This is a genomic window from Fluviispira vulneris (genome assembly GCF_014281055.1).
GTDB classification, from domain to species: Bacteria; Bdellovibrionota_B; Oligoflexia; order Silvanigrellales; family Silvanigrellaceae; genus Silvanigrella; species Silvanigrella vulneris.
In genome coordinates, this window is sequence record NZ_JACRSE010000005.1 from 328,440 (window position 1) to 345,579 (window position 17,140).

The window sequence follows — 17,140 nt, forward strand, 5'->3', positions numbered from 1 at the left end:
AACTTTATCTTTCTAAATTCGAACTGTTAATTCCAACCGAAAGAGCCAATTCATCAAAATACATTCCAATGAGTTTTATACAGTTGACAATTGTGTCTTTTGCTATTTGCGCATCTTCTTCATTTTTGATTGCACGAGAAACAATTTTATACATAAGTGCGGGATGATCTTCATTGATATCAGTATTTAAATGGCTCTTCGCACCTTTTGTCTTTTCTTTTCCAAGATTAACCATAGCTTTATCTGTGATAAATCCATTGTAACTTTGTCCATAATACTCTAATACCCAATCCCAAGCTATGGCAGGCAAAGCCCCATATTTTGCGACCTGTAAGTTAAGGTAACCCATTAATAAATCCGTTGAAAAAAATGTCTTTGTCTTTAAAGCTTCATCACGGGACAATCCCATTTCCTTTAAATCATGTAAAAATAAATCATCATGACAGAGTTCATCATATAGATAGTAAGTAAAATCTTTTGCAAGAATATTGTCTTTATTTATACATTTTCCAATTGCGTAATTATCAAGTTCATTATTCATATTAATTCTATTGACACATTCAACCATATGCCTTCTATAATATTCAGAATTGAATGTGTCTGCAGTATGAAAATCATAGGTATATTTATTATTTTTAAACAGAATTGAAAACTCATTTTCAAACAACTTCTTAGCTTCTTCAAAGGTAAAATATTGCATAAAACATCCCTTCTGCAAATGGTTTTTTCAGTTCAGGTTTTATTGAATCAAATTTTATTCCGTTCTCTTAAAGTTTGTCAATAACTTATCTTAATTTATTTTTACTATTTTATATTTAATCACAACTTAACAAAAACACCATATGTTTGAATGACTTATATAATTATCGTACTATTTTAATAGGAAAAGAGATCTTACTTTGTCAGCACGAATGAGAAATTGTTCCAGTCTAAAATGGAATTTTTTTCAATTTTAAAATATTGATCTTCATTTAGAATGAACTATTTCAATACTTTCTCTTGTCAGTAGAAAAAATATGCGCACTGAATAAATTGTTATCAATGCTCCAATCATGGAAGTGACTGAAATTTTTCCTGAGAAAAAAATATAATCAAAAAATATTGTTAAAGGTGGGACACAAAAAAATAATGAGCTCACTCGACTCGTTTGACTCGATTTTATCATTAAGAGTAAAAGAAGAGTGGCACCAATGGAAACTATTAAAACCATCCAGGCCAATGCGAATGAAAATTCATAGGTGAAATTTAAATATAAATTCCCAAAAAGTAATGGAATCAAAAATAATACGGATGATGAAATAAATTGAATTTTTAAATTATCAATTATCGAAATTGAATTTCTTTTCTGGATAACTATCCCAACAGACAATGAAATAACTGAAATAATTGCAAAAACAATGCCCACTATAGAAAAACTATCCATTTTTCTATAGCCCATGATTGTAATTATTAAGCCAAGAAAAGCTAGGAAAAGAATGTTTGATATAAAAATTGCAGGAAGAACCCAGCTATTATTGAATTAATAATAGCTGGGTTCTGTAACTTTATTTTTTCATCAGAAATATTTTTAATGAATAGTGATATTAAAAAAAGAATTAAGCCAGACAGAAATGAGCGCAAAAATAAAAATGTCCAAACTGATGAATATTCAAGTCCAATTTTTACAAAAACGGAGCCACTTGCCCACATTATTACAAATAATATTGGAGCTAACGTTAAAACATAATTTTTACTTAAGGATAGATTTTTTATCACATTTCCTCTTTAAAAGATTTATTGATTAATAATAAAACTGAAGAGCATTATACATAATATAAAAATTTAGCAATCTTTACTTTAATTAACTGATTTAAAACAATTCATATTCTTATCTATAAAAAATATAAATTTCTGTCAAATAATTTAAAACAAAAGAATTTAAATAAATTTTGGCAGTCTATTTAAATATTTTCTTATAAGAAATATTATTAATTTTTAAATAAATATTGTGTATTTTATTAAATTAATTATTTAATATTTAAATTAACATAGGTCAAATAGCAAAAACGAACAATCTTCATCTTTTGCTTCGAGCATAAGTTCTTTTTCTTCACTCACCGCAAGGCCATCTCCTTGTGAGAGTTGCTGTCCATTTACGGTTAAGCTCCCAGCAGCAATTTGCAGCCAAACATGTCGAGAAGGTAACAGAGTAAACTTTAGAATGTCATTTTTTGCAAAAATTCCGCGATAAAGTTTTACATCTTGCTTAATCGATAGAGAGTCATTCTCTCCATTGGGTGAAACAACGAGTTTTAATTTTTCTTTGCAGGCAGAAAAATCTTTTTGTGCATAACTTGGCTCTTTGCCATTGATGGATGGCTCTATCCATATTTGCAATAAATGCAGTAAATTTTCACTTGAATGATTGAATTCAGAATGTTGTATGCCTTTGCCAGCACTCATTATTTGCACTTCACCAGGTCGAATCACTGAACCTGTTCCCAAACTGTCTTTATGCTCAAGCGCCCCTTCAAGAACATAAGTGATAATTTCCATATTGCGATGACCATGGGTCGGAAATCCTTGGGCTGGTTCAACAATATCTTCATTAATCACTCGTAGATTTCTAAAACCCATGTGCTCTTCATCATAATAACTGCTAAAAGAAAAAGTGTGTTTGGCATGCAGCCAACCGTGTTCAGCACTGCCTCTGTCCTGACTTTTTCGCACACGCAGCATAGTTTTTCCTAAGTGAGAGTTGCAAGCATAATGGCTTTTATAGTGTGCATTCTATTTTCCGCTTGATCAAACACCGCACTGTTTTTTGACTCAAAAACATCTTCCGTAACTTCCAGACCTTTTACTGCTGGAAGACAGTGTAAAAATAAAGTGGATTCCTTCTCTGTAGCCTGCATAAGCTCTTGGTTTATTTGATAGGGTTTTAAGATATCTATTCGTTCTTTACAGTCAGGATTGTTTTCTTCACCCATTGAGATCCACACATCGGTATAGAGACAATCTGCATGTTTAACAGCACACTTTGGATCCGTTAAAAATTCTAACATCGCACCTGTTTCTTTCATTATTTTTTCGCATTGAATAATAATATCATTTGCAGGTCTCCGTGAATTTGGAGAGCAGATAACAAAATGCATTCCCATTTTGCAAGCAATTATCATTAGTGAATGGGCAACATTATTGGCGGCATCGCCTAAGTAAACAAGTTTTTTCCCCTGCAAATCGCCAAATCTTTCTTGCAAAGTCATAATATCTGCAAATGCTTGGGTGGGATGATGATCATCCGTTAAAGCATTCCACACGGGAACTTGTGAATATTGGATTAAGTCATTTAGAGTGTCCTGCTTAAAACCTCTAAACATAATTCCATCATACATCCTGCCAAGCACTCTTGCCGTATCTTTTGTGCTTTCTTTTTTTCCAAAGTGAATATCATTTTTATTTAAAAATTCAGGATGCGCTCCTTCATCAAACGCAGCAACGGTAAAAGCACTGCGCGTGCGCGTACTCGATTTTTCAAAAATAAGAGCAATATTTTTATTTGCAAGCCGTTTGGGAAATATTTTATTCTTTTTTTCCATTTTTACTTTATGAGATTGCGCTAAAATATATTTAATCTCTTCTACGGAATAATCCAATAAAGTTGACAAAGAGCGTCCTGTTAAATTCATTTTAATTCCTTGTTGTTTGAAAGATTGTAGCTTCTGTAAATGCTTCGAACGAACGCAAAGTAGAAAGGACAGACACTTTATACTGAATTGCGCATTTAGCAATTTCTGAATAAATTTTTTCGTACTTACATATTTTTCCATTTAATGGTTCGATAACGATAGATATTTTTCTTTTTTTAATATTTTCTTTAATTTCTTCTATTGCGTATTTATTCTCTGCATAAGAAATAAATTCAAAGTTCTCTATTTTTTTTCTAGTAAATATTTCTTTATAAAGAACAAGATCATTTTCTTCTCCTAAGCAAAGAATGACTCCATTTTTTGGTACATACAAACCTGCAGACAAATATCCTTTATATAACATTTCAGCATAAGTGTTCGCACTGGCCATAACTTCACCAATAGATCGCATTTCTGGCCCAAGAATAGGAGTAAAGTTTGGGAATTTTTGAAAGGGAAAAACAGGAACCTTAAAACAATATGCCTGTGTTTTATTCGCATATGATTGTAAATTTAACTCGTTTAATTTCTTTCCTAGGCAAATATAAGCGGCAAATTTTGCCATGGGTATCCCAGTCGCTTTGGCCACGAATGGCACAGAACGCGAGCTACGTGGATTCACTTCAAGTACATAAATTTCATTCTGAAATAATGCGTACTGAATATTCATCAAACCCATTGTATTTAATTCTATGGCTAGTTCTTTAGATATTGAATTAATTTTTTCAATATTTTTCTGACTTAAACTATAAGGTGGAATGACACAAGAACTGTCACCGGAATGAATCCCAGCTTCTTCAATATGCTCCATAATTGCAGGAATAAATATATCCACACCATCACAGATTAAATCCACGTCAAACTCAATTGCATTTTCCAAATATTTATCAATTAAAACTGGCTTTGAAGAGTCAATGTTAATTGCTGTTTTAAAGTAACTTAATAATTCTTTATCATTAAAAACGACTGCCATCCCTCTGCCCCCTAAAACAAAGGAAGGGCGCACTAAAACGGGATAGTCAATTCTATTTGCAATGATCAATGCATCCTCAATACAAGTAGCTGTACCAAAGGCGGGCGCCTTTATATTTAATTTGTTTAATATATTGCCAAACAACTTACGATCTTCTGCGAGTTCAATGGCAGAATAAGACGTGCCCAAAATTCTATAGCCTTTTTGCTCTAACTTTTTTGCTAATTTTAAAGGACTTTGCCCACCAAACTGAATAAAGACACCATAAGGATTTTCTTCTTGTAAAATATCAAGAACATCTTCTTCTACAAGCGGCTCCATATAAAGTTTATCTGAAATATAAAAATCTGTACTGACTGTTTCTGGATTGGAATTGATTAAAATTGCTTCATAGCCTAGCTCTTGTGCCGCTTTCACAGCATGTACACAAGAATAATCGAACTCAACGCCCTGACCGATTCGATTTGGTCCACTCCCTAAAATAACCACTTTTCTATTTTGTGAGATCCGATTGTCATTTTGTTCTTCATAGGTTTTAAAATAATAAGGAGTTTGCGCTGCAAATTCTCCCGCACAGGTATCAACCATTTTAAACGTTGGTTTTATTGCATATTCTATTAATAATTTTTCAATATCTTCTGTTGTATTTTCTGTTAACTTAGCAATTTGAGCATTGCTAAAACCATTCTTTTTTGCTTGATGTAATTGAGCTTTTTCTAAATTTTTTCCAATAGCTGTTAATTTAACTTCTTCCAGAACAAGATCTTTTAATTGATATAAAAACCATTTTCCAACCCCAGTAAATTCATGAATTTTTTCTATTGAAAAATCTAAATAAAAGGCATCTTTTATATACGAAAATAAGTTCGGAGTCGGTGTTTGTAATAATTTTTCAAGCTCTGTTTTTGAATATTTATTTTTTGAACCCTGCCATCCGTCGATATTTTTTTCTAAAGTTCTCCATGCCTTTTGAAATGCATCTTTGAAGCCTTTACCAAAAGCTAAACCTTCACCCACAGATTTCATTTGGATACCTAGGGTATTATCTTTTTCGTTGTATTTTTCAAAATCCCAGCGGGGAACTTTAACAACCACATAATCTATTGTCGGTTCAAATGCTGCTGATGTTGCTTTAGTGATTTCATTTTTAATTTCGTCTAAAGTAAATCCTACAGCTAATTTAGCTGATATTCTTGCTATGGGATAACCTGTCGCTTTTGAAACCAAGGCTGAACTGCGAGAAACCCTTGGATTCATCTCGATCACAACCATTCTTCCATTGAGTGGATTGATAGCAAATTGAATATTTGCTCCACCTGTTTCCATACCTATTTTTTCAAAAATAATTTTAGAACATTCTCGCAACTTTTGATATTCTTTATCAGTTAATGTCATACATGGAGCAACTGTCACGGAATCGCCGGTGTGCACACCCATCGGATTTACATTTTCAATCCCACAAATAACAACAAAGTTTCCTACTCTGTCACGCATAACTTCGAGTTCATATTCTTTCCAACCAATGATCGATTCTTCAATAGATATTTCTGCATGTTCACTTGCTGAAAAGGCCGCATCGACGAGTTGTGCAAATTCATTTTTGTTGTAGGCTATTCCACCACCCGTTCCCCCCAATGTAAATGAAGCACGAATAATAAGAGGAAACGAAAGTTCTTCAGCTAATTTCTGCGCATCTTTTTTAATTGAAACAAGATCACCGCGCACAACATCAAAACCAAGTGAGGTCACCAAATTTTTAAATTCTCTCCGGTCTTCTGCTTTGTCTACTGTTGCAGCCTGAACTCCAATTGTTTTTAAATTGTATTTTGCAAGATCGCCTTTTTTATGCAATTCCACGAATAAATTAAGTGCAACTTGTCCACCCATTGTGGGTAAAAGAGCATCGGGTTTTTCTTTTTCAATTATTTTACAGATAGATTCCCGTGTCAGTGGTTCTATATAAACTTTATCTGCTGTTTCTTTATCAGTCATAATTGTCGCAGGATTCGAATTAATAAGAACCACTTCATAACCCTCATCCCTGAGAGCAAGACAGGCTTGGGTGCCAGAATAATCGAATTCACAACCCTGCCCAATTTGTATTGGACCAGATCCAATAATTAGAATTTTTTTAATATCGTTAAATTTAGGCATTGATCACATCCTTCGTTTTATTCTTATTTATATTCATTGCTTTGATAAAATCTTGAAAAATATATTCTGCATCCCTTGGCCCTGGATTTGCTTCAGGGTGAAATTGTACTGAAAATATTGGCAAATGCTTATGTTTTATTCCTGCAAGCGTTCCGTCATTCAAATGCAAGTGTGATATAGAAAAGATATCATTTATATCTTCTATATCTAAAATATAGTTATGATTTTGTGATGTGATTAAAACACGGGAATCCTCATCCCTAAGCACTTTCACCGGGTGATTGATTGCATGATGACCAAAAGTCAATTTTTTTGTTTTGCCACCAAAAGCAAGCCCAATCAATTGATGCCCTAAACAAATGCCAAAACTTGGATAAAGCGCTAAAAGCTTTCTCATGACATTTAGTATATTTGAATCTTTTGCGAGTTGCTCAGGATCTCCAGGACCATTGCTAAAAAAAATGCCATCCGGTTGGATGGCATTGATATCTTCAACAGAACAATCATACGGAAATAAAACAGGATCACAGTTCAATGCAACCAACGAGTCAAGAATTCCTTGCTTAATACCAAAATCGAAGACAGCAATTTTATATTTCTTATTTTTATTGGCAAAATTTCTAATAGATTTAATGTTGTTATTACTATATATTTTGACAAGATTTTTTTGGCTAAGCGACGGCGATTTCGCCAATTTCTCTGTGAGCGATTTTATATCTTGATCGATATTTGAAATTATACCTTTGAGACATCCTTCATTTCTTATTTTTTGTGTCAGAAAACGTGTATCAACCCCATATAGTGCACATTTATTTTGTTTCTTTAAATATTCTTCTAAAGATAATTTTGCACGATAGTTATCAGGAATTAATGAAATATCTTTGCATATAAGAGCTTCTGCTTGCATTTGACTGGATTCAAGATCCTCAAAATTAATGCCCGTGTTACCTATATGACTCGTAGTGAATATGACGATTTGTCCTAAATACGAAGGATCTGAAATCACTTCTTCATAACCTGTCATAGCTGTATTAAAAACAATTTCACCAATAACTTCACACGGTGCTCCTAAACTTTGCCCATGCACGATTGTACCATCTTCCAATAGAAGAATCGCTTGCATATATACTCCAAATTTTCTGATTTTTGATAAAGAGAAAGCAATTGGCTCAAGGGTATTGCAATTTCCTTCGAGCCAAAAATTGGAGTATTCTTACATCAGTATTTAAAATTGTCAAGCTATTCTTTTTTAAATTTTCTTTTAAATTGAATTAAATATTCGGACAACATTTTTAAGAGAATTGGCAAGAGTGCTAAAATGATAAGTAACAAAAAGAAATTTGGCGAAACAATATTATTTAAATTATCTATCTCTTCAATTTTACTTCCAGCATAAACATAGGCTATCACATGAGGTAAAGTACCAAGTTGAGTCACTAAATAAAACTGCCAAGTCGGAATTTGGGTGATACCCATTCCTGTATTCACCACAACCCCAGGTATAATTGCAGAAAAGCGAATGGAGAGTAGATAAATCCAACCATCTTTTTCAAAACCTTTAACAATATTTTGTATCTTGGACTTCGTTTTAGCTTTAAAAAACTTATAAAAAATCATGCGGGTTAATAGAAATGAACACGTATAAGCTAAAGTCAATAAAAAAGTAAAAAGAATGACTCCTTTATAAAAACCAAACAAGGCTCCAGCAAATAACACATAAGCCGACGCTGTAAAAGGAAGATAAAGAACAGTGAGTATAAAAAACGATAGACTAAAGACAATTAAAACAGTTATTGGATTCTGTTCAGAAACGGATTTGAGAGTAGTAATGCTCTGTTTAAATGATTCCATGATAAGGTCATTAACTTCATTATTTTGCCCGCCTGCAGTGTTCAATAAATGGCTTAATGCAAAAAACACCAATAAAATAATTATAAAATATAAATTTTTTTTCACTGCTTTCCCTTTGCAATATTTTTGAGTGCATTCTTAAAATGACAATTGTATAGTTTAAGTTCATTTGGAAGGAAAATATTTTTCCATTTCCAATTAGGATTATACTCAAAATTAAAGGAAAAATAATGTCGAGCATAAAGCAATCCGAAATTTTTGACAAATGGCAGTCTCCCATTACAGCAGAAATGATTGCCAGCAAATCAATTTCTTTCAATGATATTCATATGGATCAAGGAATTCTCTATTGGTGCGAATCCCGGCCGAACGAAAAAGGGAGAAATGTGATTGTATCCTATAAGGATAATCAGTATTTTGATGAAACCCCAAATAATTATAATATTGGAACTTCCGTCCACGGCTATGGTGGAGGTGCCTTTTTTATTAAAAATGAAACACTCTATTTTGCCGATTTAAAAACAGGGCTTGTTTATCAAAAAAATATAAAAACTCAAGAAATCAAACCCATCGTTAATCCAGGAGAATATCGCTACGCTGACTTTTGTTCTGATCCCAAGCAGAAATATCTTTATTGTATTCGCAAAGATGATACTGGTAAAACACAATTTCCTCCCACAGAAATCGTGAAGATTTCTATAGAAACAAAATCTGTTGAAGTCTTAATATCAGGGGCTGATTTCTATAGCAATCCCACAATCAGTCCAGATGGCAAAAAAATCGTGTGGCTCCAGTGGAATCATCCAAACATGCCTTGGGATGCCACAGAAATATGGCTAGCTGATCTGTCGGATGAAGGAGACCTCCTAAACAAAAAAAATATTTCTGAAGGAACACAGCAAGCTTATTATCAACCAACGTGGTCAGAAGAGAATGAGCTTTATGTGTGCTCAGACAAAACAGGTTTTTGGAATATTTATAATTATAATAATGAAAAATTTATCAATATTTATGAAAAAAATTCCGATTTTGGCCGTCCCATGTGGATCATTGGCACTCGTTGTTTTCAATTTTTATCCCAGGAGGAAATCGTCTGTTGCTATTCCGAAAAAGGCATTTGGAAAACAGGTGTCATTAATTTAAAAAATAAGAATTTTAAAGTATTTAATAATTCACTTACATGTATTTATAATATTGTTGGAGACAAAAACAAAATTGGATTTATTGGTGGAAATCCATCCTTAGCTCCTGCCGTTATTTTGTCTGATAAAAATAATTTAGAAAAAATAACGATTCTCCGCAATTCCATCGATAGCTCAATTGACAATGAATTCATCTCTCAACCAGAATTAGTTGAGTTTCCCACACGTGATCATAAAAAAGCGTATGCTTTTTACTATCCTCCTAAAAATGTTCATTTTAAATATGCAGAAAATGAACTCCCACCGTTGATTGTTAAAGTGCATGGCGGCCCCACTGCAAATGCAGATTTTATGCTTAGTCCTAAAATTCAATATTACACCAGCCGTGGTTTTGCTTATGTAGAAGTGAATTATAGAGGTAGCACCGGTTATGGGAAATCTTATAGAGACCAGCTCAAAGGTCACTGGGGAATTATGGATGCAGAGGACTGCATCGACTGTGCTCTCTTTTTATGTGAATTAAAAAAAGCAGATAAAAATAAACTCATAATTTCTGGTAGTAGTTCTGGAGGTCTCACAGTTTTAGCATCCCTTGCTTTTCACAATATTTATAAGTGCGGATCGTGTACGTATGGTATAGCAGATTTAATTGCAATGACGGAGCATATCCATAAATTCGAAGCCTATTATGATCAAGGTTTACTTGGTGGATCTGTTCAAGATTCAAGAAACATTTATTTCGATCGTTCGCCTATCAACTCAGCCGATAAAATCACAGCTCCTGTGATCTTTTTCCATGGAGACAGTGATCCTGTAGTGCATGTCAGTCAGACTTATAAAATTGCAGAGGCTCTGAAGAAAAATAATATTTACAATGAAGTTAATATTTTTGCTCATGAAGGTCATGGATTTAAAAATGCTGAAAATATTGTAGTAGCTCTTAAGAATGAACTCGCATTTTTTACAAAAGTCTTGAAATAAGATATTAACTTCTTCCAAGAAGAGTGAGCAAAGCTCACTCTCTTTAAATTTGATCTTATCCTTAGCATTTATGTATTAATTACTACTATAAAATATTTTATATTTCAAATAAAAATACGATAAAAAAAGTTAATTTCCCGATACATCTATTTAGATTAGGATTTATTTTGTTTTCTTAAAAAAACTTATTTTAAATAAAATCACACAAAGATGGATTCAAAAAATAGTTATTTACTCAAACATTATTAAACAATTTATTAATAAATAATTAAATAATTGCAATGATAATTTTTTTTATTTATATTTACAGCTTAATAAAAAAAAAGAATACCAAAAATATCTTAACTATTTTTGGTATTTTAAGTCTTACAAAATTGTAAGACAGACTATTGCTAACACAGTGTACGGGAGGGCTCCTAAAAATAAATACAACGGACTTATCCCGTCTTCTCCACAACTTTTATTTAATATTCCATAACCAATTGGGTTGGGTGCATTGGCGATAACAGTCAATCCACCCCCTGCAACTGCACCAGCTACCAATGAATATTTAAATGCTTCGGAAAGGTTTGGCACAAGCGTTCCCAAATAAGTTAATGCCGCATTATCTGTAACAGCTGTCAGTGCAGTTGCACCAAAAAATAGAGAGGTTGGATTTAAATAATTCATAAGAGGAATCAACCACCATTGTTGCAAAGCTCCTAAAGTTACAATTCCACCTAAAAAGAAGCCAACTAAAAGACTTTCTCTAATTTTTAACGAATCTTGATATTCTTTAGTTACCTCAAACCAGCCAATAAATAGTAAAAAGAGTGGAACCAAAAATGAAACATATTTATGATATACAATACTTAAAACTAGAAATCCGACATTAACACCCACAATCCAATAAGGAGTTCTTTGTTTCCTCTCGCTTGTATTTGGAAATTTATTGGTACCAATAATGTCTTTACGAAAATAAACTGCTGTTAATAGGGTTCCAACTACTATGGAAATAGCCGATTTCCAGCCAAAATTCATAAACATAAAAGCCGCATCCCAATCCCAATGTGCTGCAACAATTAAAACAGGAGGTGCGGCAAATTGAGTTAACGTACCACCGATAGAAACGTTAACGAATAAAAGCCCAAGCATAGCATATTTAAATTTTGCATTATTTGTTTTTTGAAAAAAATGTTCATGTAAAAGCAAAGCAGAGACCGTCATTGCAACTGGTTCTGTTAGAAGAGAACCGCTTAATGTTCCAAAAATAAAAATAGCAGAAAATAATGAAAGCTTATATGGAACAAAAAATATTTTTGAGAAAAATTTTGAAATAAAATTGATTCCTCTATCCGCCATAAACATAACTGGTTTTGTAGCAGACATGCACATAATTATAAAAACAAATATAGGTTCTTTAAAATCAATGCCATTTAAATAATCAAGCGAGGATTGCATTCCTAAATAAGCAGAAAGAAATGCAAGAAACACAAATGCCCAAAATCCAAAAACAACTTCTACTTCTCCTAAGAAGTCGAGAACTTTTTCGGACATAGAACCTTTTGGTCTCTTATGTGCTAAAGCCACAATACGACTTGCACAAAAAGTATGAATAACAGCCAAAACAAAAATAGTTGTTACAGAAAAAAGCACAACATTATTTTCAAGTAAAGTCGGTATGATAGAAGTCTTGTCAACACAATCAATAGTCATTCTGAAAAACTTTCCTTGCAGATTGAAAAGATCTTTGTAATCTATGCATTCTCTTTGACTTAACAAAGGATCTTTTGATGAAATACGAATTTATTCTTTTTGACGCCGATGACACTCTCTTTGATTTTAATAAATCTCAAGAAATTGCCTTTCGTGAAACCGTCTCACATTTTGCCATCAGTTACCATACTGATGCACTCTATTCGGAATTTAAAAAAACAAATAGAGTTCTTTGGCAAGACCTTGAAAAGCAATTAATCAGCGAAAATGATTTAAAATTTTTACGATTTAAAAGAATTTTTGACGCTCATAATATCAAGCAAGACCCGAGCACTTTTAGCGAATTTTATTTGAAAAAAATTGCGAAAAGCACCCATTTAAAAGTAGGAGCACTCGCAATATGTCAATTTTTAAAAGAAGCAAAGATAAAAATTGGAATCATAACAAATGGATTTGAAAATATACAAAAAAGCAGATTCTCACTGTCCGAACTCAATCCTTATTTTGATTTTGTGACTATTTCTGAGGAATGCGGCTACCGTAAGCCTCATGCAGAGATATTTAATATTGCGTTAAATAAATTTGGCTGTGCACAAAAAGAAAATACCCTTATGGTGGGTGATAATTTAGAAGCAGATATTATTGGTGCTCAAGAGTTTGGTCTGGATAGTTGTTGGTATCATCCACAAGGTGGTAAACCTCACAAAGATATTACCCCAACTTTTATCATTCAAAATTTAATGGAAATTAAAAGAATTATAAATAAAAAATGAGAGATTGATTTTAATCTCTCATTTTACAAAATACTAAAGAAACATTGGTTCCGCCAAACCCAAATGAGTTTGAGATTGCCACTTTCACTTCACGCCGAACGGCTTTGTTGGCAGTGTAGTTGAGATCACATTGTTCGTCTGGATGATCGAGGTTTATAGTCGGTGGGATAACTCCTGTTTTAATAGTCATTGCTGAGAAAACAGCTTCTATACCACCTGCAGCACCCAATAAATGCCCTGTCATGCTTTTTGTGGAGCTTACATTTAACTTATAGGCATGCTCTCCAAAAATTGTCTTGATAGCTTGTGTTTCACATAAGTCACCTTGGCCAGTAGATGTACCATGTGCATTTATATAATCCACATCCTCAGGTTTTAACCCGGAAGTAGCAAGAGCCTGCTGCATAGCGCGCGCACCACCTTCTCCACCAGGAGCAGGAGATGTAAAATGATAGGCATCACCAGAAGCACCAAAACCAACGAGCTCACAAATAATATTTGCACCACGCGCCTTTGCGTACTCATATTCTTCAATAATAAGTATTCCTGAACCTTCACCCATAATAAAGCCTGAGCGATCTTTATCGAAAGGACGTGATGCCTTTTCAGGTTGATCAGAAAAATCTGAGGACAGAGCTTTCATCTGACCAAAACCAGCAAAAGCAACGAGACTCAATGCAGACTCCGCTCCTCCGCAAATCATGGCTTTTGCTCTACCTGTTTGAATGTACATCAAAGCATCGCCAATAGCGTGCCCCGCACTTGAACAAGCAGTTGCTGTACAAATATTAGGCCCTTTTGCCCCCGTTTCCAAAGAAACGACACCTGCAGCCATATTGCCAATAAAGCCTGGAATCGTGAAAGGAGAAACTCTCTTAATTCCTTTGGTCCGCGCAGTAAAGGATTGATCTTCAAGATATCCTAGAGCGCCAATGCCAACTCCAATTGCAACTCCAATATCATTTTGATTGTTTGGATTGAGTTTCAATTGAGCATTTTCTAAGGCCATTTTTGACGCCGCAACGGCAAGATGAACGAAGCGTTGATTTCTTTTAGCTTCCTTTTCATCCATAAAATCAGCTGGATTAAAATTTTTGACCTCACCCGCAATTGTCACGCAATTTTCTGGGGGTTCAAACGTTGTAAGCTTGCCAATTCCACTTTTTCCTGCAATTGCATTCTCCCAGCATTCCTCTAAATTATTGCCGATTGGACATACGATTCCAAGTCCAGTTACGACGACACGTTTCATCAAGCAAACCTCTCAAATAAAAAAAAGGACTTATAAATCCTGACTAGATCATCATAAATAAACATGCTAGTTATCCATAACTGTAAGCCAGCCAGAGTACCAACAACTGTCGGTATACACCATAACAACTCTATGTGAAATACGCAGAGCAAGGAACTCATCAATGCTAAATCTAAAACACAAAATACTTTCTAAAAAGGCAATACTTTGGGATTTTGACGGATGCCTATGCGACTCTGAACGCATACACTTCTTAGCGTACGCAAAAGCATTTGCACATATCGGACACACACTCAATGAGTATGAATACTATGAGACTTTCACTCACACTGGTGCAGGTGTCGCAAAGGAAATCGAAACATATAACATAAGTTGCAATCTTGAAGAAATAAGAACGGACAAAGCAAAACACTATTGGGAACTTATTTCAAAAGGAGCTGCTCAGATATATACTGAAATTCCAGAAATTCTATCTATCTTAAAAAGAAACGGTCATGTCAATGCTATTGCGAGCAATAGTCCTGCGAGTGAAATAAATCTTATCCTTTCTCAACAAAAAGAAAAATTGAGTATTGACCACGTAATTGGTATTGAGCCTGGAATGCGCAAAAAACCATATCCCGATCTTTACCTAAAAGCTCTTGAAGTATTAAAGATTTCGCCAAGCGAAGCTCTTGTCATCGAAGACTCTGAACGTGGTTTGCTTGCAGCACAAGCAGCTGGCTGCGATGCTCTTTGGATAAAAACCAACTTAAATGAACGTTTTGACACAAAAGCGGATCATCTTTCTCGCTTAACCCACAAACAACTACTCCAAATAATAAAGTGATCGCAAAAATATGTGGATGGACAATTGGGTATTAAATTTACCTAAGAAATTATGGCCTGAGTTCTCACTCGATGCCACAAATAAAGCACCTTTTCTCATTCGCTTTTTCGAAACTCAAAAAAATGTTGTCGTTTTGTCGAGCTCAAATAAAGCAGAAAAAGAAGCGAACATAGAAGAATGTGAAAAAAATAATATTCCAATTCTGCAAAGAAAAGGCGGAGGAGGAACTGTTGTTTTAGGACAAGGTTGCCTAATCCTTACATTTGCATTTTATGGAAAAGATGTCTTTGGTAATAGTAAATATTTTCAAATGATTAATAACTTGTGGATCGATTCTCTCGTAAATGCAGGGTGTCCAAAATTAAATCAACAGGGTATAAGTGATATAAGTTATATAAATAAAAAAATTGCTGGTACAAGTATTTTCCGGAAGAAACATTTACTAGTTTATCAAGGAAGTTTACTCGTAAATCCAAATTTAGAGCTTATTTCTAAATTACTTTGCCATCCATCGCGTGAACCTGATTACCGAGAAGGTCGTTCGCATGAAGACTTTTTAACTACAACACAGGCTCTTGGTTGTTCTTTATCTGCATCTGAACTTGCTCTTTTTTGCCAAAATTATTTTGAAGAAAATGTTGGACAATATTTTAAAAATGATGTTTTAATATGAAGCAATTTTTGAAAGTCCGGAATTAAAAATATCAACATTTGGCTTCCCTTTATAGCGAATATGGCAATTTCCATATGCAGTTCCAACAAGGGTTTGTTTTGCACATAAACTGATTTGTGAAGAATGATTGCACGATAATGAAATTGATTGAGCCTCTAATTCAACAGCATTAATATTTGCACTGCCAAAAGCCGTTACTTTGAAGTTATCTACATACCCGCTCATATAGCATGCGCTAGCATCAGTACCTTCAAAGACAAATCCCCCACCATGTAAATCAAGCACACTTGCTTGAACAGTGTCTCTGATAAAAAGGGAATTTAATACATGAGTGTGAATAATAACTTGAGTTCTAGTAGGATGAGAAAAACCATCTTCCATATGGATAAATAATTTACCAAAAGAGTTGACTTCAGTGATTATTCTTGGCAAAAAATCGGCTTTAGCTTTAACTTCTAAACCTTGAGCTTTGCCTACAAATATTTCGACATCAAAATTATTTGCAATAGCAATTGATGAAAAATATCGGACAACACGACTTTGATTAAATACATTCATTTCAATATCCTTCAATAATATTTATTAATAATTATTTAAATAACTATTTATTTTTAAGAAGAGCTTATTAAAAAAACGGGTGCGTGCAGTCTGCATTACTAAGGTAACAAATGCTAATTTGATGTCAATAGCTTCTCCAAAATTTCTTAAAGGACACGCAATTAGAAGTTGACTCTCTTCTTTTCATTTGCTACTAGATTCAATCTTCGGATGCCGTCAATCACGGCAGGAAGTTCATCACGCAAGTCGTACAAAAGCGTAAGCTATTACTAATACTGAGGTTTTTTCATGAAAGAAAACATTCATCCTAAATTTGGTCCATGCGAAGTCATTTGCGCTTGCGGTAGCGTATATCAAACTCGCAGCACAAAAAATACATTAAAAGTAGAAACTTGCAGCGTTTGCCACCCATTCTGGACAGGCAAGCACAAGGTTCTCGACACAGCTGGTCGTATTGAACGCTTTAACCGTAAATACGCTTCTAAAACAGCGGGTCAAACAAGTAAGTAAAATTTACGCTTGCGTGTGCAATTAAATAGGGAGCATATCCATTAGTGGAGGCTCCCTTTTTGCATATACAGTAAATAAAGT

16 protein-coding genes are annotated in these 17,140 nt (G+C 33.9%); 5 read left to right on the forward strand and 11 right to left on the reverse strand.

Annotated elements, in window-relative coordinates:
• Positions 1-4: 4 nt before the first annotated feature.
• The 8 genes from H7355_RS12955 to H7355_RS12990 form a co-directional block, all read right to left on the reverse strand.
• Positions 5-700: a hypothetical protein gene (locus H7355_RS12955; protein ID WP_186648295.1), complete on the reverse strand. Its 696-nt coding sequence runs from the start codon at positions 698-700 to the stop codon at positions 5-7.
• Positions 701-967: 267 nt separating this feature from the next.
• Positions 968-1,423 (reverse strand): DMT family transporter, encoded by a 456-nt coding sequence (locus tag H7355_RS12960; RefSeq protein WP_186648298.1) that lies wholly within the window; start codon positions 1,421-1,423, stop codon positions 968-970.
• A gap of 41 nt (positions 1,424-1,464) precedes the next feature.
• Positions 1,465-1,689 carry an EamA family transporter gene (locus H7355_RS16240; protein WP_390808597.1) on the reverse strand — a complete coding sequence of 75 codons (225 nt, stop codon included), beginning with the start codon at positions 1,687-1,689 and terminating at the stop codon, positions 1,465-1,467.
• 333 nt (positions 1,690-2,022) lie between these two features.
• A complete protein-coding gene (locus H7355_RS12970) occupies positions 2,023-2,718 on the reverse strand; it encodes a pirin family protein (RefSeq protein WP_186648302.1) in 696 nt (231 codons plus the stop codon).
• An 8-nt stretch (positions 2,719-2,726) separates the two neighbouring features.
• Positions 2,727-3,674, reverse strand: coding sequence for an ornithine carbamoyltransferase (gene argF, locus H7355_RS12975; protein ID WP_186648580.1), 948 nt, complete (start codon positions 3,672-3,674; stop codon positions 2,727-2,729).
• Positions 3,670-6,795, reverse strand: a complete 3,126-nt coding sequence (carB, locus tag H7355_RS12980; protein WP_186648310.1) for a carbamoyl-phosphate synthase large subunit — start codon at positions 6,793-6,795, stop codon at positions 3,670-3,672. The genes argF and carB overlap by 5 nt, the downstream gene beginning before the upstream one ends.
• Positions 6,788-7,918: a glutamine-hydrolyzing carbamoyl-phosphate synthase small subunit gene (gene carA / locus H7355_RS12985; RefSeq protein ID WP_186648312.1), complete on the reverse strand. Its 1,131-nt coding sequence runs from the start codon at positions 7,916-7,918 to the stop codon at positions 6,788-6,790. Before carA ends, carB begins: the two co-directional genes overlap by 8 nt.
• 116 nt (positions 7,919-8,034) lie before the next feature.
• Positions 8,035-8,751 (reverse strand): TVP38/TMEM64 family protein, encoded by a 717-nt coding sequence (locus H7355_RS12990; protein ID WP_186648314.1) that lies wholly within the window; start codon positions 8,749-8,751, stop codon positions 8,035-8,037.
• A 125-nt stretch (positions 8,752-8,876) separates the two neighbouring features.
• On the opposite strand from H7355_RS12990, the gene H7355_RS12995 reads away from it, so the two are divergent.
• A complete protein-coding gene (locus H7355_RS12995; RefSeq protein ID WP_186648316.1) occupies positions 8,877-10,769 on the forward strand; it encodes a S9 family peptidase in 1,893 nt (630 codons plus the stop codon).
• A 366-nt stretch (positions 10,770-11,135) separates the two neighbouring features.
• Here the strand turns inward: H7355_RS12995 and H7355_RS13000 are convergent, their stop codons facing one another.
• The gene (locus H7355_RS13000; RefSeq protein WP_186648319.1) at positions 11,136-12,464 is read right to left on the reverse strand and encodes a putative Na+/H+ antiporter; all 1,329 of its coding nucleotides are present in this window, start codon (positions 12,462-12,464) and stop codon (positions 11,136-11,138) included.
• 77 nt (positions 12,465-12,541) lie between these two features.
• Here H7355_RS13000 and H7355_RS13005 point away from each other — a divergent pair, with 77 nt between their 5' ends.
• Complete coding sequence (locus tag H7355_RS13005) at positions 12,542-13,237, forward strand: YjjG family noncanonical pyrimidine nucleotidase (protein WP_186648326.1); 696 nt, start codon at positions 12,542-12,544, stop codon at positions 13,235-13,237.
• 10 nt (positions 13,238-13,247) lie between these two features.
• Here H7355_RS13005 and fabF read toward each other — a convergent pair whose 3' ends face one another.
• A complete protein-coding gene (fabF, locus tag H7355_RS13010; RefSeq protein ID WP_186648328.1) occupies positions 13,248-14,492 on the reverse strand; it encodes a beta-ketoacyl-ACP synthase II in 1,245 nt (414 codons plus the stop codon).
• A gap of 160 nt (positions 14,493-14,652) precedes the next feature.
• On the opposite strand from fabF, the gene H7355_RS13015 reads away from it, so the two are divergent.
• On the forward strand, positions 14,653-15,318 hold the full coding sequence (locus H7355_RS13015; RefSeq protein WP_186648330.1) for an HAD family hydrolase: 666 nt from the start codon (positions 14,653-14,655) through the stop codon (positions 15,316-15,318).
• Between the two features lie 16 nt (positions 15,319-15,334).
• Positions 15,335-15,991, forward strand: a complete 657-nt coding sequence (locus H7355_RS13020) for a lipoyl protein ligase domain-containing protein (RefSeq protein WP_186648332.1) — start codon at positions 15,335-15,337, stop codon at positions 15,989-15,991.
• On the opposite strand, the gene H7355_RS13025 is transcribed toward H7355_RS13020, so the two are convergent.
• A complete protein-coding gene (locus H7355_RS13025) occupies positions 15,983-16,549 on the reverse strand; it encodes a GIN domain-containing protein (RefSeq protein ID WP_186648340.1) in 567 nt (188 codons plus the stop codon). The genes H7355_RS13020 and H7355_RS13025 overlap by 9 nt on opposite strands.
• Positions 16,550-16,837: 288 nt before the next feature.
• On the opposite strand from H7355_RS13025, the gene rpmE reads away from it, so the two are divergent.
• A complete protein-coding gene (rpmE, locus tag H7355_RS13030; protein WP_130611896.1) occupies positions 16,838-17,059 on the forward strand; it encodes a 50S ribosomal protein L31 in 222 nt (73 codons plus the stop codon).
• Positions 17,060-17,140 lie beyond the last annotated feature (81 nt).

Excerpts from the sequence above, each read along its gene's own strand:
- H7355_RS12955 (WP_186648295.1), bottom strand. The coding sequence starts at position 700 with ATGCAATATTTTACCTTTGAAGAAGCTAAGAAGTTGTTTGAAAATGAG.
- H7355_RS12960 (WP_186648298.1), bottom strand. The coding sequence starts at position 1,423 with ATGGATAGTTTTTCTATAGTGGGCATTGTTTTTGCAATTATTTCAGTT.
- H7355_RS16240 (WP_390808597.1), bottom strand. The coding sequence starts at position 1,689 with ATGTGGGCAAGTGGCTCCGTTTTTGTAAAAATTGGACTTGAATATTCA.
- H7355_RS12970 (WP_186648302.1), bottom strand. The coding sequence starts at position 2,718 with ATGCTGCGTGTGCGAAAAAGTCAGGACAGAGGCAGTGCTGAACACGGT.
- carB (WP_186648310.1), bottom strand. The coding sequence starts at position 6,795 with ATGCCTAAATTTAACGATATTAAAAAAATTCTAATTATTGGATCTGGT.
- carA (WP_186648312.1), bottom strand. The coding sequence starts at position 7,918 with ATGCAAGCGATTCTTCTATTGGAAGATGGTACAATCGTGCATGGGCAA.
- H7355_RS12995 (WP_186648316.1), top strand. The coding sequence starts at position 8,877 with ATGTCGAGCATAAAGCAATCCGAAATTTTTGACAAATGGCAGTCTCCC.
- H7355_RS13000 (WP_186648319.1), bottom strand. The coding sequence starts at position 12,464 with ATGACTATTGATTGTGTTGACAAGACTTCTATCATACCGACTTTACTT.
- H7355_RS13005 (WP_186648326.1), top strand. The coding sequence starts at position 12,542 with ATGAAATACGAATTTATTCTTTTTGACGCCGATGACACTCTCTTTGAT.
- H7355_RS13015 (WP_186648330.1), top strand. The coding sequence starts at position 14,653 with ATGCTAAATCTAAAACACAAAATACTTTCTAAAAAGGCAATACTTTGG.
- H7355_RS13020 (WP_186648332.1), top strand. The coding sequence starts at position 15,335 with ATGGACAATTGGGTATTAAATTTACCTAAGAAATTATGGCCTGAGTTC.
- H7355_RS13025 (WP_186648340.1), bottom strand. The coding sequence starts at position 16,549 with ATGAATGTATTTAATCAAAGTCGTGTTGTCCGATATTTTTCATCAATT.
- rpmE (WP_130611896.1), top strand. The coding sequence starts at position 16,838 with ATGAAAGAAAACATTCATCCTAAATTTGGTCCATGCGAAGTCATTTGC.